This window comes from Paraburkholderia phymatum STM815, from assembly GCF_000020045.1.
GTDB classification, from domain to species: domain Bacteria; phylum Pseudomonadota; class Gammaproteobacteria; order Burkholderiales; family Burkholderiaceae; genus Paraburkholderia; species Paraburkholderia phymatum.
In genome coordinates, this window is sequence record NC_010622.1 from 2,774,445 (window position 1) to 2,799,938 (window position 25,494).

General features: G+C 63.5%; 20 protein-coding genes. 10 read left to right on the forward strand and 10 right to left on the reverse strand.

Going from position 1 to position 25,494, the window contains the following annotated elements; translation table 11 throughout:
* Window positions 1–4 precede the first annotated feature (4 nt).
* The 7 genes from gmd to BPHY_RS41730 all read right to left on the reverse strand — a co-directional run bounded on the left by gmd (window position 5) and on the right by BPHY_RS41730 (window position 9,452).
* The gene (gene gmd / locus BPHY_RS12540) at window positions 5–1,132 is read right to left on the reverse strand and encodes a GDP-mannose 4,6-dehydratase (protein ID WP_012401848.1); all 1,128 of its coding nucleotides are present in this window, start codon (window positions 1,130–1,132) and stop codon (window positions 5–7) included.
* A gap of 114 nt (window positions 1,133–1,246) precedes the next feature.
* Window positions 1,247–3,472, reverse strand: coding sequence for a polysaccharide biosynthesis tyrosine autokinase (locus tag BPHY_RS12545; RefSeq protein ID WP_012401849.1), 2,226 nt, complete (start codon window positions 3,470–3,472; stop codon window positions 1,247–1,249).
* 92 nt (window positions 3,473–3,564) lie between these two features.
* Window positions 3,565–4,704, reverse strand: a complete 1,140-nt coding sequence (locus tag BPHY_RS12550; protein ID WP_012401850.1) for a polysaccharide biosynthesis/export family protein — start codon at window positions 4,702–4,704, stop codon at window positions 3,565–3,567.
* A 55-nt stretch (window positions 4,705–4,759) separates the two neighbouring features.
* Window positions 4,760–6,145: an undecaprenyl-phosphate glucose phosphotransferase gene (locus BPHY_RS12555; RefSeq protein WP_012401851.1), complete on the reverse strand. Its 1,386-nt coding sequence runs from the start codon at window positions 6,143–6,145 to the stop codon at window positions 4,760–4,762.
* Between the two features lie 69 nt (window positions 6,146–6,214).
* On the reverse strand, window positions 6,215–7,732 hold the full coding sequence (locus BPHY_RS12560; protein WP_012401852.1) for a mannose-1-phosphate guanylyltransferase/mannose-6-phosphate isomerase: 1,518 nt from the start codon (window positions 7,730–7,732) through the stop codon (window positions 6,215–6,217).
* Between the two features lie 76 nt (window positions 7,733–7,808).
* On the reverse strand, window positions 7,809–8,810 hold the full coding sequence (locus BPHY_RS12565) for a GlxA family transcriptional regulator (RefSeq protein WP_012401853.1): 1,002 nt from the start codon (window positions 8,808–8,810) through the stop codon (window positions 7,809–7,811).
* A 465-nt stretch (window positions 8,811–9,275) separates the two neighbouring features.
* A complete protein-coding gene (locus tag BPHY_RS41730) occupies window positions 9,276–9,452 on the reverse strand; it encodes a hypothetical protein (RefSeq protein ID WP_157686543.1) in 177 nt (58 codons plus the stop codon).
* A 223-nt stretch (window positions 9,453–9,675) separates the two neighbouring features.
* On the opposite strand from BPHY_RS41730, the gene BPHY_RS12570 reads away from it, so the two are divergent.
* The 3 genes from BPHY_RS12570 to BPHY_RS12575 all read left to right on the forward strand — a co-directional run bounded on the left by BPHY_RS12570 (window position 9,676) and on the right by BPHY_RS12575 (window position 12,910).
* Window positions 9,676–11,967: a glycoside hydrolase family protein gene (locus tag BPHY_RS12570; RefSeq protein ID WP_012401854.1), complete on the forward strand. Its 2,292-nt coding sequence runs from the start codon at window positions 9,676–9,678 to the stop codon at window positions 11,965–11,967.
* Between the two features lie 223 nt (window positions 11,968–12,190).
* Complete coding sequence (locus BPHY_RS42520; protein ID WP_167538869.1) at window positions 12,191–12,331, forward strand: hypothetical protein; 141 nt, start codon at window positions 12,191–12,193, stop codon at window positions 12,329–12,331.
* 105 nt (window positions 12,332–12,436) lie between these two features.
* Window positions 12,437–12,910 (forward strand): GDP-mannose mannosyl hydrolase, encoded by a 474-nt coding sequence (locus BPHY_RS12575; RefSeq protein WP_052306084.1) that lies wholly within the window; start codon window positions 12,437–12,439, stop codon window positions 12,908–12,910.
* Between the two features lie 76 nt (window positions 12,911–12,986).
* Here BPHY_RS12575 and galU read toward each other — a convergent pair whose 3' ends face one another.
* Window positions 12,987–13,919 carry a UTP--glucose-1-phosphate uridylyltransferase GalU gene (gene galU / locus BPHY_RS12580; protein ID WP_012401856.1) on the reverse strand — a complete coding sequence of 311 codons (933 nt, stop codon included), beginning with the start codon at window positions 13,917–13,919 and terminating at the stop codon, window positions 12,987–12,989.
* A gap of 220 nt (window positions 13,920–14,139) precedes the next feature.
* On the opposite strand from galU, the gene BPHY_RS12585 reads away from it, so the two are divergent.
* The 4 genes from BPHY_RS12585 (at window position 14,140) to BPHY_RS12605 (ending at window position 18,534) form a co-directional block, all read left to right on the forward strand.
* Window positions 14,140–15,174: a GlxA family transcriptional regulator gene (locus tag BPHY_RS12585; protein WP_244257561.1), complete on the forward strand. Its 1,035-nt coding sequence runs from the start codon at window positions 14,140–14,142 to the stop codon at window positions 15,172–15,174.
* Window positions 15,175–15,314: 140 nt separating this feature from the next.
* A complete protein-coding gene (locus BPHY_RS12590) occupies window positions 15,315–16,805 on the forward strand; it encodes an MFS transporter (protein ID WP_012401858.1) in 1,491 nt (496 codons plus the stop codon).
* Window positions 16,806–17,048: 243 nt separating this feature from the next.
* Window positions 17,049–17,429, forward strand: coding sequence for a hypothetical protein (locus BPHY_RS12595; protein ID WP_244257560.1), 381 nt, complete (start codon window positions 17,049–17,051; stop codon window positions 17,427–17,429).
* 292 nt (window positions 17,430–17,721) lie between these two features.
* On the forward strand, window positions 17,722–18,534 hold the full coding sequence (locus BPHY_RS12605; protein WP_012401860.1) for a mechanosensitive ion channel family protein: 813 nt from the start codon (window positions 17,722–17,724) through the stop codon (window positions 18,532–18,534).
* Window positions 18,535–18,606: 72 nt separating this feature from the next.
* Here BPHY_RS12605 and BPHY_RS12610 read toward each other — a convergent pair whose 3' ends face one another.
* Window positions 18,607–19,296: a DedA family protein gene (locus tag BPHY_RS12610; RefSeq protein WP_012401861.1), complete on the reverse strand. Its 690-nt coding sequence runs from the start codon at window positions 19,294–19,296 to the stop codon at window positions 18,607–18,609.
* Window positions 19,297–19,496: 200 nt separating this feature from the next.
* Between BPHY_RS12610 and mutL the strand changes: the two genes are divergently transcribed.
* Complete coding sequence (gene mutL, locus BPHY_RS12615) at window positions 19,497–21,572, forward strand: DNA mismatch repair endonuclease MutL (protein ID WP_012401862.1); 2,076 nt, start codon at window positions 19,497–19,499, stop codon at window positions 21,570–21,572.
* A 34-nt stretch (window positions 21,573–21,606) separates the two neighbouring features.
* A complete protein-coding gene (miaA, locus tag BPHY_RS12620) occupies window positions 21,607–22,560 on the forward strand; it encodes a tRNA (adenosine(37)-N6)-dimethylallyltransferase MiaA (protein WP_012401863.1) in 954 nt (317 codons plus the stop codon).
* A gap of 646 nt (window positions 22,561–23,206) precedes the next feature.
* Here miaA and purM read toward each other — a convergent pair.
* The gene (gene purM, locus BPHY_RS12625) at window positions 23,207–24,274 is read right to left on the reverse strand and encodes a phosphoribosylformylglycinamidine cyclo-ligase (RefSeq protein ID WP_012401864.1); all 1,068 of its coding nucleotides are present in this window, start codon (window positions 24,272–24,274) and stop codon (window positions 23,207–23,209) included.
* 97 nt (window positions 24,275–24,371) lie between these two features.
* On the opposite strand from purM, the gene BPHY_RS12630 reads away from it, so the two are divergent.
* On the forward strand, window positions 24,372–25,448 hold the full coding sequence (locus BPHY_RS12630; protein WP_012401865.1) for an AI-2E family transporter: 1,077 nt from the start codon (window positions 24,372–24,374) through the stop codon (window positions 25,446–25,448).
* Window positions 25,449–25,494 lie beyond the last annotated feature (46 nt).

The following is a 25,494-nucleotide window of genomic DNA, read 5'->3' on the forward strand; positions in this document are numbered from 1 at the left end:
GGCATCACTCGTGATGTTCAAGCGCCTTGAAGCCAGCCAGCGTGACGAGCGCATCGCGCCGCGCGATCTGGTAGTCCGACAGCACCATTTCCTTCACGAGCGCCTCGAACGGCGTGGCGGGTGTCCAGCCGAGCCTTTGCTGCGCCTTCGACGGATCGCCAAGCAGCGTCTCGACTTCCGTCGGGCGGAAGTAGCGCGGATCGACGCGCACGATCACATCGCCAGGCTGCACACGCATTTCCGCGCGATGGCGGCGCTCGACATGTTCGACGATGCCCACTTCGTGCACGCCGCTGCCTTCGAAACGCACCGTGATGCCCAGTTCAGCGGCCGCGCGCTGCACGAACTCGCGCACGCTGTACTGCACGCCCGTCGCGATCACGAAGTCTTCGGGCTGCTCCTGCTGCAGCATCATCCATTGCATTTCGACGTAATCGCGCGCGTGGCCCCAGTCGCGCAGCGCGGACAGATTGCCCAGATAGAGCTGGTCTTGCAGGCCGACCGCGATGCGTGCAATTGCGCGCGTGATCTTGCGCGTGACGAAGGTCTCGCCGCGCACGGGCGACTCGTGGTTGAACAGAATGCCGTTGCACGCGTAGATGCCATACGCTTCGCGATAGTTGACCGTGGTCCAGTACGCGAACAGCTTCGCCACCGCGTACGGGCTGCGCGGATAGAACGGCGTGGTCTCGCGCTGCGGCACTTCCTGCACGAGGCCATACAGTTCGGAGGTCGATGCCTGATAAAAGCGCGTCTTTTTCTCGAAGCCGCAGATGCGGATCGCTTCGAGCAGGCGCAGCGTGCCGAGTCCGTCGGCATTGGCGGTGTATTCGGGTTCCTCGAACGACACGGCCACGTGGCTCTGCGCCGCGAGGTTATAGACTTCGTCGGGCTCGACGCGCTGCATGATGCGCAGCAGGCTCGTCGAATCCGTCAGGTCGCCGTGATGCAGTTGCAGGCGCTGGTCCGGGTCATGCACATCGCGGTAAAGGTGGTCGATCCGGTCGGTGTTGAACAACGACGAGCGACGCTTGATGCCGTGCACCTCGTAGCCCTTGTCGATCAACAGCTCGGCCAGGTATGAGCCGTCCTGGCCGGTAATGCCGGTAATCAAGGCAACCTTCTGAGTCATCGTATTCTCCTGTGTCGGCCGGGTTGTGGCCTGTGCGCGGCCCCCAGCCCTTGCACCAGTTCGTGTAGATGTCCGCGGGTGCTCCCTTGCCGCCCTGCCGGACATGCGCTGCTGTCAGCCTGCGATACTCTCGTAGCCGTAGTAGCCGCCTCGATAACCCGAGCCGATGAACGCGCCCGCCTGCGGTACGTCGGTCAACAACACCCCCTGCAAATTCACGCCGCCGTTACGCAAGCGCTTCGCAGTTTCCGCGAGTTCGCTCACCGGATGGCGGCCGTGACGAATCACGAGCAACGTCGTCCCCACGTGCTTGCCGATCACGGTCGAATCGGTGACGGCGAGCACGGGCGGCGTATCGATGATGATCAGGTCGTACTGGTTCTTGAGTTCCTCGAGCATCGTTTCGAAGCGCTTGCTCATCAGCAGTTCGGAAGGATGCGAGGGCAGCGAGCCCTTGGTCAGCACGTCGAGGCCGGGCAGCACTTCGCGCTGGATCGACGACTGCAGATCGCCGCCGCGCAGCACGTCGGAAAGACCCGGCTGGTGCTGCAGGCCGAAGTGCGAGTGCACGTCGCCCCGCCGCATGTCGCCGTCGATCACCAGTGTGCGCTTGGCCGTCGACGCGACGAGCGCCGACAGATTCACCGACAGGAACGACTTGCCGGCATCCGGGCGCGAGCCCGTCAGCATCACGACGTTGTTCTGCTTGTCGTCGACCGTCAGCTGCAGCGAGGTGCGCAGGTTGCGCACGCCTTCCACCGCGATGTCCTGCGGCGCCTGTTCGGCGAGCACGTGCAGGCCGCGCCGGCGCATCATCACGTCCTGCTGCAGGCGGATCTGCTGCTCGCTGCGCGGCACCACGGCGAAGACGGGCACGCCGAGTGCGGATTCCAGCTCGTCCGGACGTTCGACACCGCCGTACAGCGTCTTGCGCACGAAGGCGAACACGATGCCGATGAACAGACCCGAGCCGAAGCTGATCAGGATCACCATCAGGCGCTTCGGACGCACGGGGTCGTCGGCGGCTTCGGCGAAGTCGACGATCCGCACGTCGCCCACCTGGCCTGCCTTGGCGATGCGCAGCTGCTGCGCGCTGTTGAGCAGGTTCGTGTAGAGCTCGGTGTCGACGTGCACGTCGCGCAACAGACGCAGCGCCGTCTGTTCGGTGTCGGGCAGCGTCTGCACACTCTTGCCCATCTTCGACAGATTGCCCTGCAGCGAAGCGATCTGCGCGTCGAGCGCGGCCACGGCGGGGTGATTGGCGGTGAAGCGCTGTGACATCTCCGCGCGCTGCGTCTGCAGGTCGACGAGCTTGGTCTTGTTGTCGACGATCTGCTGCAGCAGCAGCCGGCTTTCTTCGCTCAGATCGACGGTGCCGTGCTGGTTGCGGAACGTGTTGTAGCGCTGCTCGGCGGCGTCCAGTTCCTTGCGCAGCTGCGGCAGCTGCTGGTCGAGGAACGCCAGCATGTGCTCGGCCTCCGACGAACGGCTTTCGACATCCTGGCGGATGAACTCGCGCGCCATGCTGTTCATGATGTCGGCCGTGAGCTTCGGATTCTGGCCCTCGAGGCTCGCGCGGATCACACCCGACTGCAGCGTCGACTCGCCGATATCCATCGCCTTTTGCAAACGCTCGACGGTCGTCAGCGTTGACGCACGCGTCAGCTCGTAGCGCGTGCCCGGCGCGCCGACGATCTCGTCGACACGCAGCGCGATCGGGCCAGCCGGCGTTTCGCGCACGACGTTTTCGCCGACCTTGCCTTCGAGAATCGCGACCCCGTCCGGGTTGTTCAGCACGAAGTCGCCGTTCTGGCCGGCAATCAGCGTGAAGTCCTTGTCGTACATGTCCTTGGCGGTGTCGAAGCGCGACACCTTGATGCTCTCGTTGCCCCACGCGTAGCTCGGCAGCTGCAGCGACGGCGGCAGCTTGATGCCCCACTTGCCGCTCATCAGCGGCGCCAGCAGCCCGCCGACGAAAGGCAGCGTATGCGGCCGCGCGGCGATATCGAGGTGCAGCTGCTTGACGGTCTCTTCCGTCACGAGCCGCGACTTCATCAGCTCGATTTCGGCCGCCGTGGAGGGCTTCGTGTCGAACATCCCCGTGAGGGGCTGGAGGCCGTCCTGCTTGTTGTTGTTTTCGGACTTGTCGACCACATGGAACAGAACGTCCGCACGGTAGACGGGCGTCGCAAGGAAGGCGTAGGCGGTCCCCAGTGCCGTGACGGCCAGCGTAATCAGCAGAATCGAGCGCCAGTTCGCGACGATGGCCTGCAGATAATCCGTCAGATGCATCTCGTCCGAACTGACGTCCGTATAGCGATTGTCAAAGTTGATAGCCATTTGCGTGATCCATCAAAGACCAACACTCTTGAGAGCGTTGCGCGCCCTTATCCCCGCTGATGCAAAGCGCGCAACGCATGCCCCGCCGCTTACTACTTCGCGAGCAATGCCGCCGTCACGCCAGCGTTGATCGCCGGCAACAGCAGAGACAGCACGCGGTTGAATTTCACGAGACCGTTGTTGTCGACGTAGACGACATCCTTCGGCTCCAGGTTGAACTGGTTCGCAAGGAGCATCGAGGTTGGCGACGTGGCGTCGAGGTGATAGATCTCCGGCTTGTCGCCCATCGAGTTGCGGATCACGAACAGTTGCTTCGCATAAGCCGTGTTCGGGTTCACGCTGCCCGCCTGCGACAAGGCTTCGGCGAGCGACAGGCGCCCGTCGCGCATCGGCAGGATGGTCGCCGGCCGGTTCACTTCGCCCATCAGATACACGCCATATTCATCGCGGCCGCCGACGCGCAGCAGGTCGCCCGGCTGCAGATAGATCGACGTCGGCGCCTTGCCGCGACGGATCAGGTCGGGCACGTTGATGTTGTACGTGTGACCGTCACGCGTGAGTTCGACGTGACTCTGATCGGCGTTCGGCGTGAAGCCGCCCGTACGGTTGATCGCCTCCGTCAGCGACATCGGAATGTCGTTGACCTGGGCGGGTCCGGGCGCATGCACCTCGCCGTCCACATAGACCTGCGAAGAACGGAACGACGACACGCGCACCGTCACCTCGGGCTTCGAATAGACGTTGCTCAGCTTGCGGTACAACTCCTTCTGCACCGTGGCCGCATCCTTGCCGCCCACGTGGATCGTGCCCGCGTACGGGAACTGGATGTTGCCGTCCGCATCCACGAGGAAGCCGAGACCGGGGTCACCCTTGTTCACGTTCTGCGCCGGCTGGCCCAGGGCCGCCGCCAGTTCCGGGTGATCCCACACGGTGATTTGCAGCACGTCGCCCGGCCCGAGTTTGTAGGAGGGGGGTTTGGTACTGAAAAGCCCGGCGATCTGCTGGTTCAGTTCCGTCGTCTGGCCCTTCATGTCCCGCACCAGCTTCAGATTGATGTCGGTAACAGGGATCTGAACATTCTGTTCAGGATCACTGCTGTACTCGCCGCCCGTTTCGGGCAGCGTGGGCGGGGAGACCATCCGTTGTCCGGGCACGATGCTGCATGCAGAGAGCAGCACTGAAACCGACAGCAGTAATGGTGCACCTACACCCAATCCAAATCGCTGCTTCATGGCAGTTCCTCCTAACAGGGGAGCTTGGTCCTTTTTCACTGGCTTGCTTCCCGTCTCAATACGCGTTGGTATGAATGAAGCCCTTGACGATCGTGGCGCCGATGATTCTCATATCGAGCCAGAACGTCCAGTGCCCCAGGTAATACAAATCGTGCGCAACGCGCCGCTCCATCTTTTCGATGCGGTCGGTTTCGCCGCGAAACCCGTTGATTTGCGCCCAACCTGTGATGCCCGGCTTGATCCTGTAGCGGTGGATATAGCCGGCCACGACTTTCTGATAAAGATCGTCGTGTTCGAGTGCGTGGGGGCGTGGCCCGACCACGGACATGTCGCCGCGCAGCACGTTGAAGAACTGCGGCAATTCGTCGAGGCTCGTTCGGCGCAGGAACGCGCCGACCTTCGTGATGCGCGGATCGCCCCTGGTCGCCTGGCTGACCTTGCCGGCTTCCTCTGTGTGCACGCGCATCGAGCGGAACTTGTAGATGGTGAAGACGCGCCCGTCGGCGCCCTTGCGCTTCTGCCGGAAGAACACCGGGCCGGGCGACGACAGCTTCACCGCAATCGAAATCGCGATCAGCAGCGGCGCAAGCCCGAGGATCGCAGCCGCGGCGAACACGCGATCGAACAGGTCCTTCTTGAACAGCGCGCGCGACGACAGCGGCGACGCGACGAGATTGATCGCGGGCACGCCGAGCAGTTCGATCACGCTGCTGGTATCGAAGAGCGCGAGGCTGCGCACGTCCGGCATGAAGCGGATGTTCACGAGGTCATTGCGGAACTCGGTGACGATGCGAAAGATCGTGCGTTCGTCGGTCAGCGACAGCGCAAGCCACAGTTCATGCACGTCGTTGCTTCGCACGTAGTCGGCGAAAGCCTGCTGCGAGTCGAAACAGGTGACGCGCTGGTTGGTCAGCGGCGAGTCCTCAGGATGGGTATTCAATACGGCCGTTGCACGGAAGCCCGTAGCCGGCTGCGATTCGATGCGGCGCAGAATCTGGTCGCAGTGTCCGCCGCTGCCGATGATGGCCACCTGATGCAGGTTCCAGCCCGCACGCCGCGCACGGGCCAGCACGGCATGCGCGATCAGCCGCCACGCCATCAGCAGGCCGCCCGCCATCGCCGTCCAGTACGCGAACCAGAGGCGCGACACGATATCGATGCGATGCAGCGAATACATCAGCGCGAGCGCGCAACCCTGCACGACGAGCCACGCCAGCGCGACCTGGCCGGCGAGCGCGAGCTTCGAGCGGCCGCGCCACGATGCGTAGACCCCGAACGCCGGGAACATCGCCAGCGCAAATGCCGCGGAGAACAGTACGAACGCGTCGTAGAAGCCGCGCTGTGAGAATTCGTCGAAGCGGATCTGCGATGCGACGACGGCGCCCAGCAGAATCAGCGCCACGTCGGCTACCCGCGCGAAAAAGTCCTGTAAATCCCGCATGTCGTTCACCCTGCCATTCGTCGTTCGTTACCTGCTCTACGGGTGTGGCGTCTTTCGCCGCCGCGCGTCCTAACTGGTCGGCCCGCAGCGTCCGTAGGTGTCGTCGAAGCGCACGATGTCGTCTTCGCCGAGATACGAGCCCGACTGCACTTCGATGATTTCGAGCGGCACCTTGCCCGGGTTCTCCAACCGATGCCGCACGCCCAGCGGGATATAGGTCGATTCGTTTTCGCTCAGCAGAAACTGCTCGTCGCCGCGCGTGACGAGGGCCGTGCCGCGCACGACGATCCAGTGCTCCGCGCGATGGTGATGCAGTTGCAGCGAGAGCTTCGCGCCCGGCGTCACGACGATGCGCTTTACCTGGAAGCGGTCGCCCTGATCGATCGAGTCGTAGAAGCCCCACGGGCGGCGCACCTTGCGATGCGCGTCGGCCTCGGGCGCCTTCTGCGCCTTGATGCGTGCGACCAGCCCTTTCACGTCCTGCACGCGCGAGCGGTCGGCGACGAGCACGGCATCGGCCGTTTCGACGACGACGACGTTCGTCGTGCCGACACACGCGACGAGGCGCCCTTCCGAATGCGCATAGCTCGACACCGCGCCTTCGAACATCACGCGGCCGCGCGCGACGTTGCCGTTTTCGTCTTTCGGCTGCGCGGCCCACACGGCATCCCACGAGCCGAGGTCGGACCAGCCCGCGTCGAGCGGCACGACCACACCCGCCGAGGTCCAGCCTGCCGATGCATTGAGGCGCTCCATCACCGCGTAGTCGATCGAATCGGCGGGCGAGCGCGTGAACGCGTCGGCTGCGGGACGCAACGTGGCGCCGTCCGATTGCCCTTGCACGAACGCTGCTAGACACGCCGCGTGCATGTCGGGCTGCAGCGACTGCAGCGTCGCGAGCCATACGCTTGCGCGCACGATGAAGATGCCGCTGTTCCACCAGTAGGTGCCTTGTGCGAGATACTGCTTCGCGAGTTCGGCTGCGGGCTTTTCGACGAAACCGTCGATCTCGCGCGCCTCGTCGTCGAGCTTTCTGCCGACGCGGATATAACCGAAGCCCGTTTCCGGCGCCCGCGGCGGCACGCCGAGCGTGGCGATCGAACCGCGTTGCGCGTGGCGCGCGGCGACCTCGAGCGCGCGCTGCAACGCGGGCACATCGGCGATTGCGTGATCGGACGGCATCACGACGAGAATCGCGTCGTCGCCGTTCGCGCATGCGAGCGCGGCTGCCAGCGTCAGCGCGGGCGCCGTGTCGCGCCGTGCCGGCTCGACGACGAGGCGCGGCGTGCAGCCGTTGTGCGTGAGTTGCTCGGCAATCACGAAACGATGTTCTTCGCCGCACACGACGATGGGCGCCTGCGACACGTCCCATCCGGCCGGGAAGCCTTCCATCCGATGCACGGTGTCCTGCAGCAGCGACTCCGAACCGACTACGCCGATCAGCTGTTTCGGAAAGTTTTCGCGCGACATCGGCCACAGCCGCGTGCCCGATCCGCCTGCCAGAATCACAGGCACGATATGCGTGCAGGGGGGCAACGCGTTTGCCGGTTCTGCCGCACTCGTCGGATTGTTCTGGTCCGTCAGCATGTACGCACTCCTTAATGTATGCCACTGGACGCCTGGCACGAAAGCCCGGCACCCACTGCGGGATCGGGAAGGTCGGCTAGATGCCGGCTTCGCGCCGGGTTTTCATCCGATATTCCGTCGGCGAGACTTTCATCCGCTTGCGGAAGATCTTGGCGAGCCGATCGCCGTTGCCCATTCCCGTGCGCCGCGCGATCTTGTCGACGGGCAGTTCGGAATCGGTCAACAGGCTGCAGGTAATCGCGAGCCGTGCGTGCAGCAGGTAATCCGACGGAGTGACGCCCACTTCCATCTTGAAGCGGCGCAGGAAATTGCGTTCGCTCATTGCGGCCACCTGGGCCGCATCCGCGATCGAGATCGACCGCTGGCAGTTCTCCTGTAACCAGCGCGCAGCGGCGCGCACCTTGTCCGCGGGACTCTTGCCCGTGCTGTCACCGAGCAGCGACATCAGGCTGTCGCCGGCGTCGGGCATCAGGCGTTCGGCCACGTTGCGCGCGACGTCGATGCCGAGATCGCGCTTGATCAGCATCAGCGCGCTCTTCATCGATTCGAGGCGGTCGTTCGCTTCGCTGCCATTACGTTCTTCGCGTTCTTCCCGCACGGAGTAGCTGCCAAAGTCGCGCTGCTGGACACCGTTGATGCATGCCGCTTCAAGCAGCGAGCGTCCTTCGCCGATAGGACGCACGGTGCTCGTGTTCGCATGCACACGTCGCAGCCAGGCGATGAGACGTTCGTCGCGGGCCGCTGAATGCGCGCCTTTGCCACCCGCGACGAATAGCGCATCGAAACCCATGTAATGACGCGCATCGAGCCCATCCGTCCACACGCGGATCGACGACGAGCACGTGATGTTGCCGCCAGCAGCCGAGAGGAAGCTCACGTCGTAGATCCAGTTATGACTGGCGGATGAAGACAGTTCGTTAGCGGCATGAAAAACCTCAGCGACGATGCCCGCGCCAAGCAGCGAACATCCGTCGAATAGCAAGATTGCAATGTGCCGAGTGGCGGCTGCGTAGTGCGCGCTGCGCTCCGGCGCGCGCACCCAACCCACCATCGGAGATTCAAGACTTGCATACGCCATGACTCTTCCCCCTTGACCATTCCGGCGTGGAAAGAACTAGATAAATGCATGCGATGTGCAGTGCATCATACGCATTAAAAAAACAATCCCGGCCCCGACTGACTGAAACTGACGATGTATTGGCGCATTCGGTCCGGTGGATGATAACCGGCTTTCAGTCCGCATTTAACAATCCATAAAACGATTATCGCGGCTCAAATTTTCGGTCTAATTCGCCATTTCATAAGACGAAGCAGGCATACGTCGAACACCCGCGCCAGGCTTGACACAAAGACTTACAAATTGTTGCAACCGCATTTTCTTCACACGAATGGGAAGCAAATTTTTCAGCCCGAAAATCGGGGCGCGCAATTGTTACCCGGCCGCGCCTGCTTAACGCAATTCGCCATCAAAATCGTTTTTTGTTAATATGAAACACACGCGTGATTGATATGAGGAAACCGCACACAAACCACGAATTATTAATTATAAGAACGGAAAAGCGACCTCAAATAATTTCTTCTTTTTCTGATTGGGTGTCGCCATAAATAAATCAATTAATGTTTCAAACGCGAAACATTGGAACCCCCCATGAGGCCTGCCGGCGCTGTCCGGGTGCAGTCGAAGCGACGTTTGCATGCCTCTTTCTTGGCCTTGGGACATTCAGACGCCTCCAGGCGCAGCCGCAGACCGTTACGCAAAGCGGTTCTGGCGCATTAGCCTCTAATCGCCACGAATCAGCGTCGCAACGACGCAACATTCGTATCGATCCGCCATCGAAGTTGCGTCCATAGGCTAGCAAAGGTCGAATTTCTGCTACGCCGGCGGTGTAATCTGGGTCGCTCGAAAGGCGCCAGGCCGGTCATCCGTACCGCGGGGAGAAAAAATGACTGATGCAGACAAGGGTCTCGGTAGAACATATGCATCGGGTGCGCAGTTACAACTCGGGCGTCATACGTCGCTAGCGCTACGAGCCTGGATGCTCGCGCTAGGCGTCGCGATGACAAGTGGCTGTGACAACGCATCTGCCGATAACGACCCCGCCGCAAAGCGGACGGACAGCTGGACGAAATGCGCGGACGAACGCGGCGCATGCAGCTTCATCGGCACGCGCGACGTGCGCTACGGCAGCGAGTCGCATAACACCGTCAAGTCGCTGACGAACGGCACACCGTGCAATAACGCGATATTCGGCGATCCGGCGCCCGGCGAACTCAAGCAATGCTGGATTGCGGGCCCGAACGACGAAGCCGCCCCTACCGCTTCAGCCAAAGCGACGGACAAGGCGCCCCCAGCGCCGGCGCGCGCTTCCTCCGACGACAACGACTGGCCGATGAAAGCGCCCCCTCGTATGAACGATTCTCAAGCACTCCGCTGCAGCAAGCCAGTCGAGACGGCGGCCGCTAACCCGCAGGGCGATCCTGTCGAAGCGGACACGCCGGGCAGCGATGGCACGCGCCTCTTTCCGCGCGATCGTTCGTTCCAGATCGTCATCACCACACGCGCAACGCGAGACGACAGGCTCGCCTGGAAGATCCGCGATGCGTGGGGCACCGTGCAGGCAAGCGGCACGTATGGCGTCGCGAAAGGCGCGCGTCAGATGAAACTGAATTGCGAGTCTTCGTTAGCCGGCTACTTTGCATTGTCGGCGTCGCTCGAAGAGACGCATGTCCAACTGCCCGCACGCGGCACGCGTCCTCAAGGCATCGCGACCTTCGGCGTGCTGCCCGACGTCTCGGCGAGCGTGCCGCCCGTGCATTTCGCACACGCCGACCTGCATCGGTTCGGCGGCCAGGGCGGTGCGTTCGTCGCTCCCGGCGAGCGCTGCTGCGATGGCGACGGGTATCGGCCGATGTACACGCAGCTGGGCCTGACATGGGTGAACGACAACCGCAACTGGTACGAGGAAGAGCCTGACCGCCCGGGCACCTTCAGTCCCGCCACACGGCAGCTCGCGTCGTGGTTCCGCAAGGGCGACCTGCTGCGGCTGATCCAGCTCGATGGCATTCCTGGCTGGGCAAGCCCGACTGGCAAGCAGACGCATAGCTATCTGCCGAAATCAACGAGCGCGCTGCGCGAATACATGCAGCGCGTCGGCACGGAATCGAGCCGCGTTCGCAGCACGGTCTTTCCGACGCAACAGAGCAACTACTACCAGGTGACGTGGGAACCCGATGCGGCAGGCGGCCTGCCGTGGCGCGACACGGATGCGAATTTCGTCGAACTTTACAAAGCGGTGCATGAAGGCATTCATGCGACCGATCCGAATGCCGTCGTGATGGGACCGACGTATGGCTCGGTGGTGGGCAACGTCGAATGGCTCAAGCGCCTTGCGCCGCTCGGGCTCGCGAAGTATGTCGACGGGATCGCGATTCACGGCTACTACGATCCCGGCGGCAACAGTCCGTCGCACCCGCCTGAGCGGCTGATGAATGCCAGCGATCCGCAACAGGCGCAATATGCGCTGCCGACCGCGATGCGCGCCCTGCGCCGCGTGATGGCCGAGCAGTACAAGCCCGGCGCGAAACTGTTCGCGACGGAGACGGGAATCAGCTACGACGTCGGCGAGGAATACGGGCCGCACTATCCGCCCAACGACGTGCTGTACGCGCAAGGCGCCGTCGTCGCGCGCACGCATCTGATCCTGCTCGGCGAAGGCGCGGACATGACCTACATCTTCTACTCGAACGACTCGCCTGCCGCGACACCAGGGTATGGCGTGTTCTTCGATCTCGATCATCCGAAAGGCGCATTCGGGCCCAATACGGTAAGCCCGAAGCCTGCTGCATCCGCGATCGTCGCGATGACGCGCCTGATCGACGGTACCGCGACGCTCGGCCCCATCAAGCGCACGCCGGCGGGCGTCTACGCGTACGCGTTCCAGCGTCTGAACAACGGAAAACTGATCACGGCCGCCTGGACGCACGACAACGCGAAGTGGAACAAGTCGACCCACTTCGATCCGACAGCAGGCGTGACATGGCGTCTGCAGGTCGACGCGCCGGGCACGTCAGGCAAGGTGACGGTGTTCGACATGATGGGCAATCCGTCGAGCCTGCCCTACGAAGACGGCCATGTAACGCTCGCGCTAACGGAGACGCCTGTATATGTTGTGTCGTCGAATGCGGCCGTGATGAAGGCCAACGTGACGACGCCTGCGGGCTATGTCGCCCCCTGACGAAGCGGCCTTGTCGATGGATTGCCTTTTCCTGAGCCCACCCTTCACACAGCGCGTGCTCATCTGTCGCGAATTGGCTATACGAGACGGGATTTAGGCGTCAGACGACAGAACCGCCATTTATTGCTACGACTAGACTCTCTGCAATGCCGCAAGCCTCGCGGCGCGGGGACGGAGCGCAGCGCGCGCCAGCACGCGAGGCCACGACGACGGAGCAGCGGGGATGACCGGTTTGGGCTGGATCGTGGTGATTTTGGTCGCAACACTGGCCTCCGCGCTGTTCCTGTGCGTGGGGATCGCCGTCGTCGTCGCCGTTGTATTCGGCACCTCGTCGCGTCTGTTCAACCACGATCGCGATCAATAGGAGGCATGCCGGTTGCGCATCAGATCGCGCGCCGGCCGCGTGACCGACCTATGAAGCGGCACTGCGCTGCACCCATTAAACAAGACTACATGGCGAGACAGAGACATGGCCGCTACGTGCGCGGATTTTCTCGAAGCAGACGATTTTCTTCAGGTCGTGCGAATGACGCCGCTCGTGTCGATCGACCTGATCGTGTCGGATTACGCAGGCCGCGTGCTGGTCGGCCATCGCCGCAACCGGCCGGCCCTCGGCACATGGTTCGTGCCGGGCGGACGCATCTGCAAGAACGAAAGGCTCGACGCGGCGTTCACGCGCATCGTCGATGCGGAACTCGGCATTGCGGGCATGGAGCGCTCGGCCGCACGCTTCGGCGGCCTGTTCGAACACCTTTATAAGGACAACTTCGCTGGCGCCGACGAAATCTCCACGCACTATGTCGTGCTGGCCTATTTCCTGACGCTGGAAAGTACCGCGTCCGTGGGCCGTTTCGATCAGCACAGCCGCTACATCTGGCTCACGCCCGAAGCGCTGCTCGCGCGCGATGATGTGCACGAGAACACCAAGGCCTACTTCCGCTGAGCCGCACGCGTGCGGTAACGCTTGGGCAACGGAAAGCGCGGCAGACTCTGCCGCCGCGCCCTCTCGAACACGACGCTCACACCCGGCTCAGCAACTCGGCCAGTTCTTCCTTCACGCCGTCGCCGTCCGCGGCGCGCCCACCTTGCATACGCTCGTGCAGATACGCATCGAACGCGTCCTTGACCTCGGGATGACGCAACGCGAACTCGACGGTCGCCTTCAGATAGCCGAGCTTGCTGCCGCAGTCGAAACGCCTGCCCACATATTGATACGCGAGCGCCTGCTCGCTGCCGAGCAACGCCTGGATAGCGTCCGTCAGCTGGATCTCGCCGCCCGCACCCGCCTGCTGGCGGCGCAGACGATCGAAGATCGCGGGCATCAGCACGTAGCGGCCCACCACGCCGAGATTGGACGGCGCGTCTTCCGGCGCGGGCTTTTCGACGATGCCGGACATCTTGAACAACCGGTCGTCCCAGCGCTTGCCGTCGATCACGCCATACGAACGCGATTCCTGCTTGTCGATCTCCTCCACGCCGACGATCGAGCAGTGATAGTGATTGAAGAGGCTCACCATCTGCGAAAGCACGGGCGGCTCGCCGTCGAGCAGATCGTCGGCGAGAATCACGGCGAACGGCTCGTCGCCGACCAGTTTTTCCGCGCAGAGCACCGCGTGACCCAGCCCGAGGGGCTCCGGCTGGCGCACGTAACAGCATTCGACGTGGCTCGGTTTAATGTTCTGCACCAGTTCGAGCAACGCAAGCTTGCCGCGCGCGAGCAGCTCGCACTCGACTTCATACGACTTGTCAAAATGATCTTCGATCGCACGCTTGCTGCGCCCCGTGACAAAGATCATTTCGGTGATGCCAGCGGCGATCGCCTCTTCGACCGCGTACTGGATGAGCGGTTTGTCCACTACGGGCAGCATTTCTTTGGGGCTTGCCTTCGTCGCCGGGAGGAATCGGGTGCCGAGACCGGCCACGGGAAACACCGCCTTGCGTATGCTGAGCATGCTCGCGCCTCTTCGTTGAGTTGATTGATAAGCATCCATACGCCAGCGTATTCCGCGAATATCGAGCCGATCTGCCAACTTCTCGTTTATTTCAGACTCGGGTGATCAGCGCGCAAAGACGTAGGCCTATGATGGAGCCAAGGCACGCAGACCTTTATTCTTTCGCCGTCCTCGGCACTGGAGACAGACGATGCGATATGAGCACGCGGTGAGTCGGTGGATGGATTCAACCTCGTCGAGCGCAGTCGTCAACCTCGGGCACATGGTCAAACGCATCGGTATTCTCGTTTTTGAACGATTTCCGCTTAGCGACGTTTGCCTGCTCGCTGACGCATTCCGACTCGCCAACGAAGCACAAGCCGACCAGGCCGGCGGCGAGGGTTCGGGTGTCGAACCCTCCTACTCGATCGTCATGCTGTCCGAAATGGGCGGCAGCGTCGTCAGCAGCTGTTCGCTGCGCGTGTGGACGGAGAGCCTCAATGGACCGCTGCTGAACGGCTTCGACACGCTGTTCATCGTCGGCGGTCCGGGTGCGTCGCGCGCCAAAGCGAACGAGCGGCTGATCCGCCGGCTGCGCGCAATCGCGCCGAAAATACGCGTCGTCAAGGCGCTCGACGAAGGACTCGGCGTGCTGGCCGCCGCGGATATCGCCTTCGAACGGCGCGGCTGGCGCAGCATGCCGGGCGCAACCGACGCCGCGGGCAGGCCCGTCGCGCCCGTCGCCAACGAAACCCAATGGCAGATCGAGCCAGGCGCCTCCATCGACGTCGACGCGCCCGTGCGTTCGATCGCGGCCGCGCTCACCGTGATCAAGCGCGATCACGGCACGCCGATCGCGCGGATCGTGTCGGAGCGCGCACTGTCGGGCGCGTCGCGCCGGCTCGACGCGATCCTCGACGACGACGAGAAAAAGGGCATCAGCCGCAAGATCACGACAGCCGCGCACTGGATTCGCGAGAACTACACGCGGCATATCTCGGTGGCGGAAGCAGCCGCCGTCGCCAAGATGAGCGAGCGCAACTTCCTGCGGCGTTTCAAGGCGCAGGTCGGGCTCACGCCGTCGGAATATCTGCTGCGCGCGCGGCTCGACGCGAGCTGTCTGCTGCTGGCGGAAACCGACATGTCGATCGACGGCATCGCGCGGCGTTGCGGCGTGCGCAGCGGCGACGGACTCGCGAAAATCTTCCGCAAGCGCCTGTCCATTTCTCCTACCGACTATCGTGCGGCGCATCGGCACAGCGTTACCAAGAACTGATCGCCCGAGCCTGTCTCTAACGAGCCGTCGTGCAGCCCGCATGACGGCGAGCATGAGCTAATAACAAAAATAACGTTGATTGCGGCAACTGGGCGCCAGTACGATCCGCCCTTTTGCGCGTTTTTGCGCGCACACGCCGCATGTCCACTCTTCTCGCGCCCGAAGCAGGCGTCGCGCAGGCATCGTCCCGCGCCGATAACAAGCCCGTCATCCGCTCCGCCGCCGACGTCTCGGCACTCGTCAACCAGGGCGCCGCCGTCGGCAGCGACGCGCGCATCGTCGTCGCGATCGCACTGGGCGGCGTCTTCCTCGATGCCTACGATCTCGGCGCGCTCGCGTTCGGCCTCAAGGACGTGGCGCGCGAATTCTCGCTGACGCCCGCCGGCACGGGCTTCGTCGCTTCGGCGATCACGTTCGGCGCGATCGTCGGCGCGTGTCTCGGCGGTTTTCTGACCGATCGCCTCGGCCGCTATCGCGTGTTCATGGCCGACATGTTCTTCTTCGTGATCGCCGCGCTCGCCTGCGCGTTCGCGCCGAACGCCTGGGTGCTCGGCGGCGCACGCTTCGTGATGGGACTGGGCGTCGGCATCGACCTGCCTGTCGCGATGGCGTTTCTCGCCGAGTTCTCGCGCCTGCAGGGCAAGGGCAACAAGGCCGCTCGCGTGGCGATGTGGTGTCCCGTCTGGTACGCGGCCATCAGCGTGTCGTATCTGCTGGTGCTCGCGTTCTACGCGACGCTGCCGGAAACCCACCAGCCTCTGCTATGGCGTCTGATTCTCGGCTTTGGCGCCGTGCCCGCCATCGTCATCATCGCGATCCGCAGCCGCTATATCAGCGAATCGCCTGTCTGGGCCGCGAATCAGGGCGATCTTACGGGCGCTGCGCAGATCCTGAGGCGCTCATATGGTATCGACGCCGACGTCGCGCCGGATGCCGCCGCTGCCGCACAACGCAGCCACGTGCGTACGGCATCGTGGAAAAACTACGGCACGCTGCTCAAGGGCGTCTATCTGAAGCGCACGGTGCTCGCGACGGTGATCGCAATCGCTTCGTCGTTCGCCTATAACGCGGTCGCGTTCGGTCTGCCCGTCATCATTTCCAGCTTCCTCGCGCAGTCGATGCTCACGACGATCCTCGCATCGCTCGTGCTCAATCTCGCGTTCGCATTCGTGGGCGGCATTATCGCGGTGCGCACGGTGCCGAAGGTCGGCGCCTGGAAGCTGACGGTGCTCGGCTACGCTTGCCAGCTCGTCGCGCTGGTGGGCCTTGCCGTCGTCGGCAAACCGGCGGGCGGCGCGCAGGTCGCCGTCGCGATCGCAATGCTCGCGCTGTTCCTGTTCGGCCAGGGTTTCGGGCCGGGCTCGCATAGCATGACGTTCGCGTCGCTGAGCTATCCGACTTCGCTGCGCGGCGTCGGTGTCGGCTTCAACCAGACGCTGATGCGCGCCAGTTCCACGGTTTCGCTGTTCCTCTTCCCCGTGCTCGCGGCCGCGCTGCATACGCGCGTGTTCTGGATCATCGCGGCCGCGCCGCTGTGCGGCCTCGTCGCGCTGCTGGCAATCCGCTGGGAGCCGTCGGGTTACGACGTCGACGCCGAAGACTTCGCACCCGCCGCGGCAGCTAGACCGTAAAGGCCTCGCTCCGGCGAGACGTCCGCTGACGTCGTTGTGACATCGGGGGTCTCCGGGCAACGGGAGACCCTCTTTTGCATTTTGGCGCGCCGCGCGGCGTCGAAATCGTCACAAACCATCACAGCATGTCGTACCCGGCCAACGCGGTATTCCGGACTCCGTAGATTTGCATTTATCGAGATGAAAAGGCGTGCAATGATCGCGCGGCTACTCGCAGGATCGGCTTTCGCGCATCGATCGCACATGGCGAGAGGCATCGTCAAGGATCGCTTTCATCTCACCGTCATGATCAATTTCCTGCTCGATCTGATTTCGAACCTGGCCATTCTGGCCGCGTTGCTCGTCGCCTGTTGCGTCGTCAACAAAATGAGACCCGACGCCTGTGCGAACGGCTACCTGCTGTTCGTGGCATTCGTTGCCGTCGCGCTGCTTTTCGACGCGGCATTGACCTTCCTGGTGTTCGCCGATTCCCAGACGCGTTACGGCAAGTTCAGCACGACGGAGGCGTTCGTGACGCGCGTCGCCGCCTATGTAACGGCATGCGGGATCGCGATCGGCCTGTCGCGCATGCGCAGCCGCAAGGCGGTCGGGCGCCCAGACGCGCGGGCTGTAGTCGGCACTTAGGGGCGGCGCAATCTGCGCCACTGCTGCGCCAGGCATTTCGATCGCGGGAATAGCACTTGCTGACGGCCGCGCCATCGCCTATAACAATCGATGATTGCAGGCGGCGGCAACTGTGCCGCCGTTTCTCGCATCTCGGGCAACTCCGCCCGCTCAAGCCGTTCGCCGTACCGGAAAAGAACATCGTGCAGCACCACGCGATGGACGCGGCGTCCGCTTTCCCGATCCGCCTCGCGTCCGCTGCGTCGTCGCATGCATGAGTCAGGCATGCGCAACCGACTCAAGCGAGGGAATCGTGGATATCGAAGCCGTACGCGTCTTTCTGATGACCCGGGGAATCGACTTCGGGACCAAGGTACTCGGTGCAATCGTTCTGTGGCTCATCGGGCGATGGGCGATCGGCCTCATCATCGGCCTGATGCGCAAAGTGCTCGCGCGCAACAGCAGGGTCGATCCGACACTCGCGCACTATCTCGGCTCGATCCTCGCCGGCATTCTGAACCTGCTGCTGGTGCTCGCGATCCTGCAGGTGTTCGGCGTGCAGACCACGTCGTTCGCCGCGCTGCTCGCGGGCGTCGGCCTCGCGGTCGGAACGGCATGGGGCGGGCTGCTCGCGCACTTCGCGGCAGGCATCTTCATGCAGGTGCTGCGGCCGTTCAAGGTCGGCGATTTCGTGACAGCGGGCGGCGTGACGGGCACGGTCCAGGAACTCGGTCTGTTCGGCACGACGATCGTCACGCCCGACAATGTGTTGACCATCGTCGGCAACAACACGGTTTTCTCCGGGGTGATCTCGAATTACAGCGCGCAACCGGTGCGGCGCGTCGAACTGACGGCGAAGGTTGCGAACGGCGTGGACCCGATCGATGCGGCAAACCGGCTGCGCGCCGCCGTCACGAAGATTCCGAATGTTGCGGAGAATCCGCCGCCCGATATCGAGGTGTTGTCGTTCACGCCGGAAGGACCGCTCCTGTGCGTTCGGCCTTACACGCATAACGACAACTACTGGCAGGTGTACTTCGATACGAACCGCGCGATCATCGATACCTTTCGCGAAGCGGGCTATCCGACGCCGGAAACCCCCGTCGTGCGGCGCGCGGCGACCTGAGGTTTGTTCTTCTCGATTCGTTGCGCGGGCATCCGTCGATTGCGTCGAACGAATGCCCGTGACTTGCGTGGGTCAACGGCCCGTGTGATTGCCCGCCGAGCCCGACGGCTGACGCTTGCTGCGAAACATTTTCCACAGCGCGCCGAGCACGACGGGCACGATGGCCGCGCCGATGCCGACCAGCACGATCACGTTCAGGTACTGGCGGATGAACGGAATATTGCCGAAGAAAAAACCGAGCAGCGTGAGCAGCAGCACCCAGAACAGCGCACCCGCCACATTGAAGATCTGGAAGCGGTTCGCGCTCATCTGCGAAGCGCCCGCGACGAAGGGCGCAAAGGTCCGCACGACGGGGATGAAACGCGCGAGCACGATCGTCTTGCCGCCGTGACGCTCGTAAAAATCGTGTGTCTTGCGCAGCGCCTCGCGATCGAGAAACCGTTCGAGCACGGGTATGTGCGAATTGAAGACCTTCGGTCCGATCGCGTGGCCGATCATGTAGTTCACCGTGTTGCCGAGCACAGCCGCCCCGAGCAGCAGCACGATCAACAGTTCGATGTTCATTTCGCCCGTCGCGCAAAACGCGCCGCCGATGAAGAGCAGCGAATCGCCCGGCAGGAACGGCAGCACGACGAGACCCGTCTCGCAGAATACGATCAGGAACAGCACCGCGTAGACCCACGCGCCGTACTGGTGAATAAAGACCCCGAGAAACTTGTCGATGTGCAGGACAAGATTGACGAATTGCAGCAGCGTGTCCAAAGGTCGTCCTTATAAAAGCAGATGGCTGACGTGACGGGCATCGCCCGTCGCGCGGTTGGCGAGCGATATGACGGTATGAATCGCGCCGTAGGCAGAAAATTGACCGCGCCATGATACCGAAAGTGCCATGACCTCTTGAAAAAAAGTCGCCGGCGGTTTCCCCGTTCAGACGGTTTGCGACGAATCGCTATAATTTCGCCATGTCCGCGATCCCCGAATCTTCCGAAACGCGCGCCGACGCGCCCGCCGCTCACGCGGCTGCGAGCCGCGACGCCGGCGCAGCCGACAACGCCCTCACGCCGCGTCCGCCGCGCGCCATCCAGCCGCTGCCCGACCAGTTGATCAGCCAGATCGCGGCGGGCGAAGTGGTCGAGCGGCCGGCGTCCGTCGTCAAGGAACTGCTGGAGAACGCGCTCGACGCGGGCGCGACGGCGCTGCGCATCCTGCTCGACGAAGGCGGCGTCAAGCGCATTTCGATCACCGACGACGGCTGCGGCATTCCCGAAGGGGAACTGGCGCTCGCGCTGATGCGCCACGCGACGAGCAAGATCCGCTCGCTCGCGGAACTCGAAGCAGTCGCGACACTCGGGTTTCGCGGCGAAGCGCTGGCATCGATCGCGTCGGTGTCGGAAATGCACATCACGAGCCGCACTGAGACCGTTTCGCACGCGACGCGCATCGATGCGCAGACGGGCGCGCTCTCGCCGGCAGCGGGCACGCGCGGCACGACGATCGAAGTGCGCGAGCTTTATTTCAATACGCCCGCGCGCCGCAAATTCCTCAAGAGCGAGCAGACGGAGCTCGGCCATTGCCTCGAGATGATCCGGCGCGCAGCGCTCGCGCGGCCTGACGTCGCGATTTCAGTGCTGCATAACGGGCGCGCCGTTGAGCACTGGAACGCAAGCGATCCCGCGACGCGCGTCGCGAAGATCCTTGGCGAGACGTTCGCAAGTGCGCATCTGCCGCTCGACGAATCGGCGGGACCGCTCGCCGTGTACGGCTGCGCCGGCCTGCCGACCGCGAGCCGCGGACGCGCGGATCAGCAGTATTTCTTCGTCAACGGCCGCTTCGTGCGCGACAAGCTGCTCACGCATGCGGTCCGCGCCGCGTATGAGGACGTTCTGCATGGCGATCGCTATCCGTCCTATGTGCTGTTCCTCGATCTGCCGCCCGAGGCCGTCGACGTGAACGTGCATCCGTCGAAAATCGAGGTGCGCTTCCGCGACTCGCGCTCGATTCACCAGTTCGTGTTCCATGCCGTGCAGCGCGCGCTGGCCAGACACGCGGGCGCATCGCCGGAAACGACGTCGGGCGGTCATGCTGCGCGTATCGAACCGATGCCATCCGCGTCGCCCGTGTCGACTTTTTCGACCGGCACGCCTGCTTCGTTCGGCTCCGCGCCGCTCGGTGCCGGCTTCAGGGTCGGCGACGGCGGCGGCTCGCAGCCGGGCAACACGTGGATGCGCCAGGCGCGCATGACGCAGGGCACGCTGCCCGTCGCACAGCCGCTCGCGCTTTACGACGCGCTATTCGGCCGCAAAGATTCAGGCGCCGGCACATCGCAAGGCACGACCTCCCTCGAATTGCGCGATGCCGCGGACGCGGCTGACGGCGCGGTTGCGCCCTTGCCTTTCGGGAGCTTCGCAACCGCCCAGCCGTTTGCAGCAGCGCAGAGTTTCAATCCGCACGACGAGCAGCCGCTCGGCTTCGCGCTTGGCCAGATCCACGGTATCTATGTGCTCGCGCAGAACGCGCGTGGACTCGTGATCGTCGACATGCACGCGGCGCATGAACGCATCCTGTACGAGCAGTTCAAGAATGCGCTCGCCGATCGCGCGATCGCGGTGCAGCCGCTGCTGATTCCCGTTTCGATGACAGCGGACGCCGTCGAAATCGGCGTGGTCGAAGAAGAGCGTGAGACGCTCGATGCGCTCGGCTTCGATCTCGCCGTGCTGTCGCCGACGACCATCGCGATCCGCGCCGTCCCTGCGCTCCTGAAGGACGCGGATCTGCAGGCGCTGGCGCGCGCGGTCCTGTCCGATCTGCATGCGTACGGCGGCTCGCGCGTGCTGACTGAGCGCCAGCATGAATTGCTGGGCACGCTCGCGTGCCATCACGCCGTGCGCGCGAACCGGCGGCTGACGCTCGATGAAATGAATGCGCTGTTGCGGCAGATGGAAGCGACGGAACGCGCCGATCAATGCAATCACGGGCGCCCGACGTGGTATCAGCTGACGCTCGCCGATCTCGACCGGCTGTTCATGCGCGGTCAGTGAGCGGCTCCGTTTCTTTCATTCGCTCACGCTTTTCATGATGCAGCGCGCACCGCAACCCATCGCCTGTCTTCTCGGCCCGACCGCCTCCGGCAAGACGGCGGCCGCGCTCGCGTTCGCCGCGCGGGCACCCGTCGAGATCGTCAGCGTCGACTCGGCGCTCGTCTATCGCGAGATGGACATCGGCACTGCGAAGCCGTCGTCGGAAGAGCGTGCCGTCGCGCCTCACCATCTGATCGACATCGTCGATCCCGTGGACGCCTACTCCGCCGCCGATTTCCGCGCCGACGCGCTGCGCCTCGTCGGCGAGATCGAGGCGCGCGGCAACGTGCCGTTGCTGGTCGGCGGCACGATGCTGTACTACAAGGCGCTGACGCAGGGCCTGAACGATCTGCCCGCGGCCGACCCCGAGGTGCGCGCGACGCTTGACGCCGACGCCGCACGCGAAGGCTGGCCGGCGCTGCACGCGCGTTTGGCTGCCGTCGATGCGGTTACGGCTGCGCGCCTCGCGCCCAACGATTCGCAGCGTATCCAGCGTGCGCTCGAGGTATTCATGCTAACGGGGCAGCCGATGTCGGCGTTGCTTGCTGCGCCAGCGCGCAGTGATGACCTGGCGAAGGGGTATCGCTTTGTGCCCATTGCGCTGGAGCCGTCCGACCGTAGCGTGCTGCATGCCCGTATCGCACAGCGGTTCGATGCGATGCTCGCGAAGGGGTTTATCGATGAAGTACGCCGGCTGCGCGCACGCGGCGACCTGCATCCCGGACTGCCGGCGATGCGCTGCGTCGGGTATCGGCAGGCTTGGGAATATCTCGACGGCGAGACCGATTACGACACCATGCGGGATAAGGGCGTCTTTGCGACGCGGCAACTGTGCAAGCGTCAACTCACCTGGCTGCGTGCGATGCCCGAACGTATCGTCGTTGATTGCTGCGCAGGGGATGCTGCCGGGCTAGCCTTGCAGGCTATTGAGCGGGTTATTGCCGGGTAGTTTTCCTGTTTGTCTGCGACGCGTGGCGAAAGAAAGCCGCTCACACCGCGAGCCCGTGTTCCTGCCGACGGGCTCTCAACGCCCCAGGCCTTCCAGGGCGCTCCAGCAAGTGACGGCCAACGTGTGTAACGAGCGCCTCACCCGCTTCTTACATCCGTACGTGATTGTCGGTGTGAAACCGTCACGGCGCTTCACGGCGCGTTCGCGGCAAACGATGTACTGGTTGTCGCACCACAGAGGTCGGGGCACGGAATTGTGGGCAAGAACGCAGCGCTTCGGGGCGCGAAAGCCTACACACCGTTTGCCGCAAATGGGCCATAGCAACGCGATGACGTGAGCCGACAATGAAGCGCACGAAGCGGGCGCCGCAAGCTTTAGAACGCTGGCAACGAGCATGGATCAGCTCGTTGCCGCGTGGAGGACGGGGACGTTGAGGGCCCGTGGGTAAAAACAGGCACTGGCGGTGTGAGCGGCTTTCTTTGCTTACTTTCCTTGCCGCGGCAAAGAGAGTAAGTGCCGCCCCGCACAAGCGTAACGCCAGAAGTACGAAGGCATCACGCAGATGCCTGCAAGAGCGCAAGTCGCAACCGCGGATGCCGACAACAGCAACAGCACCACAACAGGCAAAACCAACCGCCAGCGGCAATCAAACCACTACGGTCTGCGCCTCACCTTCCTTACTCTGCCGCACCGTACCGATCTTCCAAACCTGCTCGCCGGCGGCGGCCAAAAGCCCGGTCGCGGCGTCGGCATCGGCAGCCGACACAATCACAACCATCCCGATACCGCAATTGAACACGCGATGCATCTCAGCATCGGCCACACCGCCATGCTTCTGCAGCCATGCGAACAGCGGCGGCAGCGGCCATGCGCGATGATCCAGCTCGGCCGTCAAGCCTTCCCGCAGCACGCGCGGAATGTTCTCGACCAGGCCGCCGCCCGTAATGTGCGCCATGCCCTTCACCTCGAGTTGCTGCATCAGTGCCAGCAAGGGCTTCACGTAGATGTGCGTCGGCGCCATCAGCGCCTCGGCTAGCGTGCGGCCGTCGAAGTCGGCGTCCAGATCGGGCTGCGCGCGCTCGATGATCTTGCGCACCAGCGAGTAACCGTTCGAATGGATGCCGCTCGACGCAAGACCCAGCACGACATCGCCCGGCACAATCTTGCTGCCGTCGATGATCTTGCTCTTCTCCACCGCGCCGACTGCGAAGCCCGCCAGATCGTACTCGCCGTCCGGGTACATGCCCGGCATTTCAGCCGTCTCGCCGCCGATCAGGGCGCAGCCGGCCAGCTCGCAGCCCTGCGCGATCCCCTTGACGACCGTCGCCGCCGTGCCGACGTCCAGCTTGCCGCACGCGAAATAGTCGAGGAAGAACAGCGGCTCGGCGCCTTGCACCAGAATGTCGTTGACGCTCATCGCGACGAGATCCTGGCCAACGGTATCGTGACGGTTCAGCGTGAACGCGAGCTTCAGCTTCGTGCCGACGCCGTCCGTGCCCGACACGAGCACAGGCTCCTTGTACTTCTTCGGCACCTCGAACAGCGCGCCGAAACCGCCGATGCCACCCAGCACGCCGTCGCGCAGCGTCTTCCTGGCAAAGGGCTTGATCGCGTCGACCAGGGCGTCGCCCGCGTCGATGTCCACGCCTGCGTCCCGATACGACAAACCTTGGGCCGAATCAGGTGAATTCGGAGCGGATTTCGGTTGATTCATGGGGGGAGTGCTCGAAGGTCGGTAAAATGCGATTTTACCCGATGCCGGCCGCGTGGCTGGAATTTGAGACGCCGACACGACACCTGGGAAATCCGCTTTGCAGCAAAACAGTCCGATCCTCACGCCGTACCAGCGCCGCGCCTTTATCTGGCTTGCCATTGCGCTTGCCGTGGGCATTCTGCTCTGGCTGTTGAGCCCTGTGCTCACGCCGTTCCTGCTCGGCGCGATTCTCGCGTATATCCTGCAGCCCGGCGTCGCGTGGATGACGCGCCGCCGCGTACCGCGCGGCCTCGCCGCGTCGCTGATGATCCTGTTCTTCGTCGCGATCGTCACGCTGCTCGGGCTGCTCGTGCTGGGCGTGATCCAGAAGGAAGTGCCGCAGCTCAAGCAGCAAGTGCCCATGTTTTTCTCGCACCTGCATGGCTGGCTCACGCCGAAACTTGCCGTGCTGGGCGTGAGCGACTCGCTCGATTTCGCCAGCATCCGCGACATGGTGATGGGCCAGCTCGAAGGCAGCGCGCAGACGGTCGCGCTCTATGCGTGGACGTCGATACGCACCAGTTCGAATGTGATGATCACGGTGGTCGGCAACGTGGTGATGGTTCCGCTCGTGCTGTTCTATCTGCTGTACGACTGGAACGCGATGCTCGCGCGCGTGCGCGGCTTCATTCCCCGCCGCTGGTTCGCCAAGACGATCCATCTGGCACGCGACATGGATCACATGCTGTCGCAATACCTGCGCGGCCAGCTGCTCGTGATGGGCGTGCTCGCGGTGTTCTACGCGGCCGCGCTGTATATCGCCGGTTTCGAAATTGCGCTCCCCGTCGGCATCTTTACGGGGCTCGCGGTGTTTATACCGTATCTCGGCTTCGCGACGGGCCTCGTGCTCGCGCTCCTCGCCGCGTTGCTGCAGTTCGGCAACTGGTACGGCTTCGGCGCCGTCGCGGTGATCTACGGCGTGGGTCAGATCCTCGAAAGTTTCTTCCTGACGCCGCGGCTCGTCGGCGAACGGATCGGTCTGCATCCGCTCGCGGTGATCTTCGCGCTGCTCGCGTTCGGCCAGCTGTTCGGCTTTTTCGGCGTGCTGCTCGCGCTGCCCGTCAGCGCGATGCTCTCCGTCGCGTTTCACGAGCTGCGGCAGAGCTATCTGTCGAGTTCGCTTTACAAGAACTGATCGCAAACCGGGTCATATAACGGGTTACCAGGGCTTATTGACGGTC

What these genes read in the sequence shown, in the direction of transcription:
- gmd (WP_012401848.1), bottom strand. Translation starts at nt 1,132, where the DNA reads ATGACTCAGAAGGTTGCCTTGATTACCGGCATTACCGGCCAGGACGGC.
- BPHY_RS12545 (WP_012401849.1), bottom strand. Translation starts at nt 3,472, where the DNA reads ATGGCTATCAACTTTGACAATCGCTATACGGACGTCAGTTCGGACGAG.
- BPHY_RS12550 (WP_012401850.1), bottom strand. Translation starts at nt 4,704, where the DNA reads ATGAAGCAGCGATTTGGATTGGGTGTAGGTGCACCATTACTGCTGTCG.
- BPHY_RS12555 (WP_012401851.1), bottom strand. Translation starts at nt 6,145, where the DNA reads ATGCGGGATTTACAGGACTTTTTCGCGCGGGTAGCCGACGTGGCGCTG.
- BPHY_RS12560 (WP_012401852.1), bottom strand. Translation starts at nt 7,732, where the DNA reads ATGCTGACGGACCAGAACAATCCGACGAGTGCGGCAGAACCGGCAAAC.
- BPHY_RS12565 (WP_012401853.1), bottom strand. Translation starts at nt 8,810, where the DNA reads ATGGCGTATGCAAGTCTTGAATCTCCGATGGTGGGTTGGGTGCGCGCG.
- BPHY_RS41730 (WP_157686543.1), bottom strand. Translation starts at nt 9,452, where the DNA reads ATGTCCCAAGGCCAAGAAAGAGGCATGCAAACGTCGCTTCGACTGCAC.
- BPHY_RS12570 (WP_012401854.1), top strand. Translation starts at nt 9,676, where the DNA reads ATGACTGATGCAGACAAGGGTCTCGGTAGAACATATGCATCGGGTGCG.
- BPHY_RS42520 (WP_167538869.1), top strand. Translation starts at nt 12,191, where the DNA reads ATGACCGGTTTGGGCTGGATCGTGGTGATTTTGGTCGCAACACTGGCC.
- BPHY_RS12575 (WP_052306084.1), top strand. Translation starts at nt 12,437, where the DNA reads ATGGCCGCTACGTGCGCGGATTTTCTCGAAGCAGACGATTTTCTTCAG.
- galU (WP_012401856.1), bottom strand. Translation starts at nt 13,919, where the DNA reads ATGCTCAGCATACGCAAGGCGGTGTTTCCCGTGGCCGGTCTCGGCACC.
- BPHY_RS12585 (WP_244257561.1), top strand. Translation starts at nt 14,140, where the DNA reads ATGGATTCAACCTCGTCGAGCGCAGTCGTCAACCTCGGGCACATGGTC.
- BPHY_RS12590 (WP_012401858.1), top strand. Translation starts at nt 15,315, where the DNA reads ATGTCCACTCTTCTCGCGCCCGAAGCAGGCGTCGCGCAGGCATCGTCC.
- BPHY_RS12595 (WP_244257560.1), top strand. Translation starts at nt 17,049, where the DNA reads ATGGCGAGAGGCATCGTCAAGGATCGCTTTCATCTCACCGTCATGATC.
- mutL (WP_012401862.1), top strand. Translation starts at nt 19,497, where the DNA reads ATGTCCGCGATCCCCGAATCTTCCGAAACGCGCGCCGACGCGCCCGCC.
- miaA (WP_012401863.1), top strand. Translation starts at nt 21,607, where the DNA reads ATGATGCAGCGCGCACCGCAACCCATCGCCTGTCTTCTCGGCCCGACC.
- purM (WP_012401864.1), bottom strand. Translation starts at nt 24,274, where the DNA reads ATGAATCAACCGAAATCCGCTCCGAATTCACCTGATTCGGCCCAAGGT.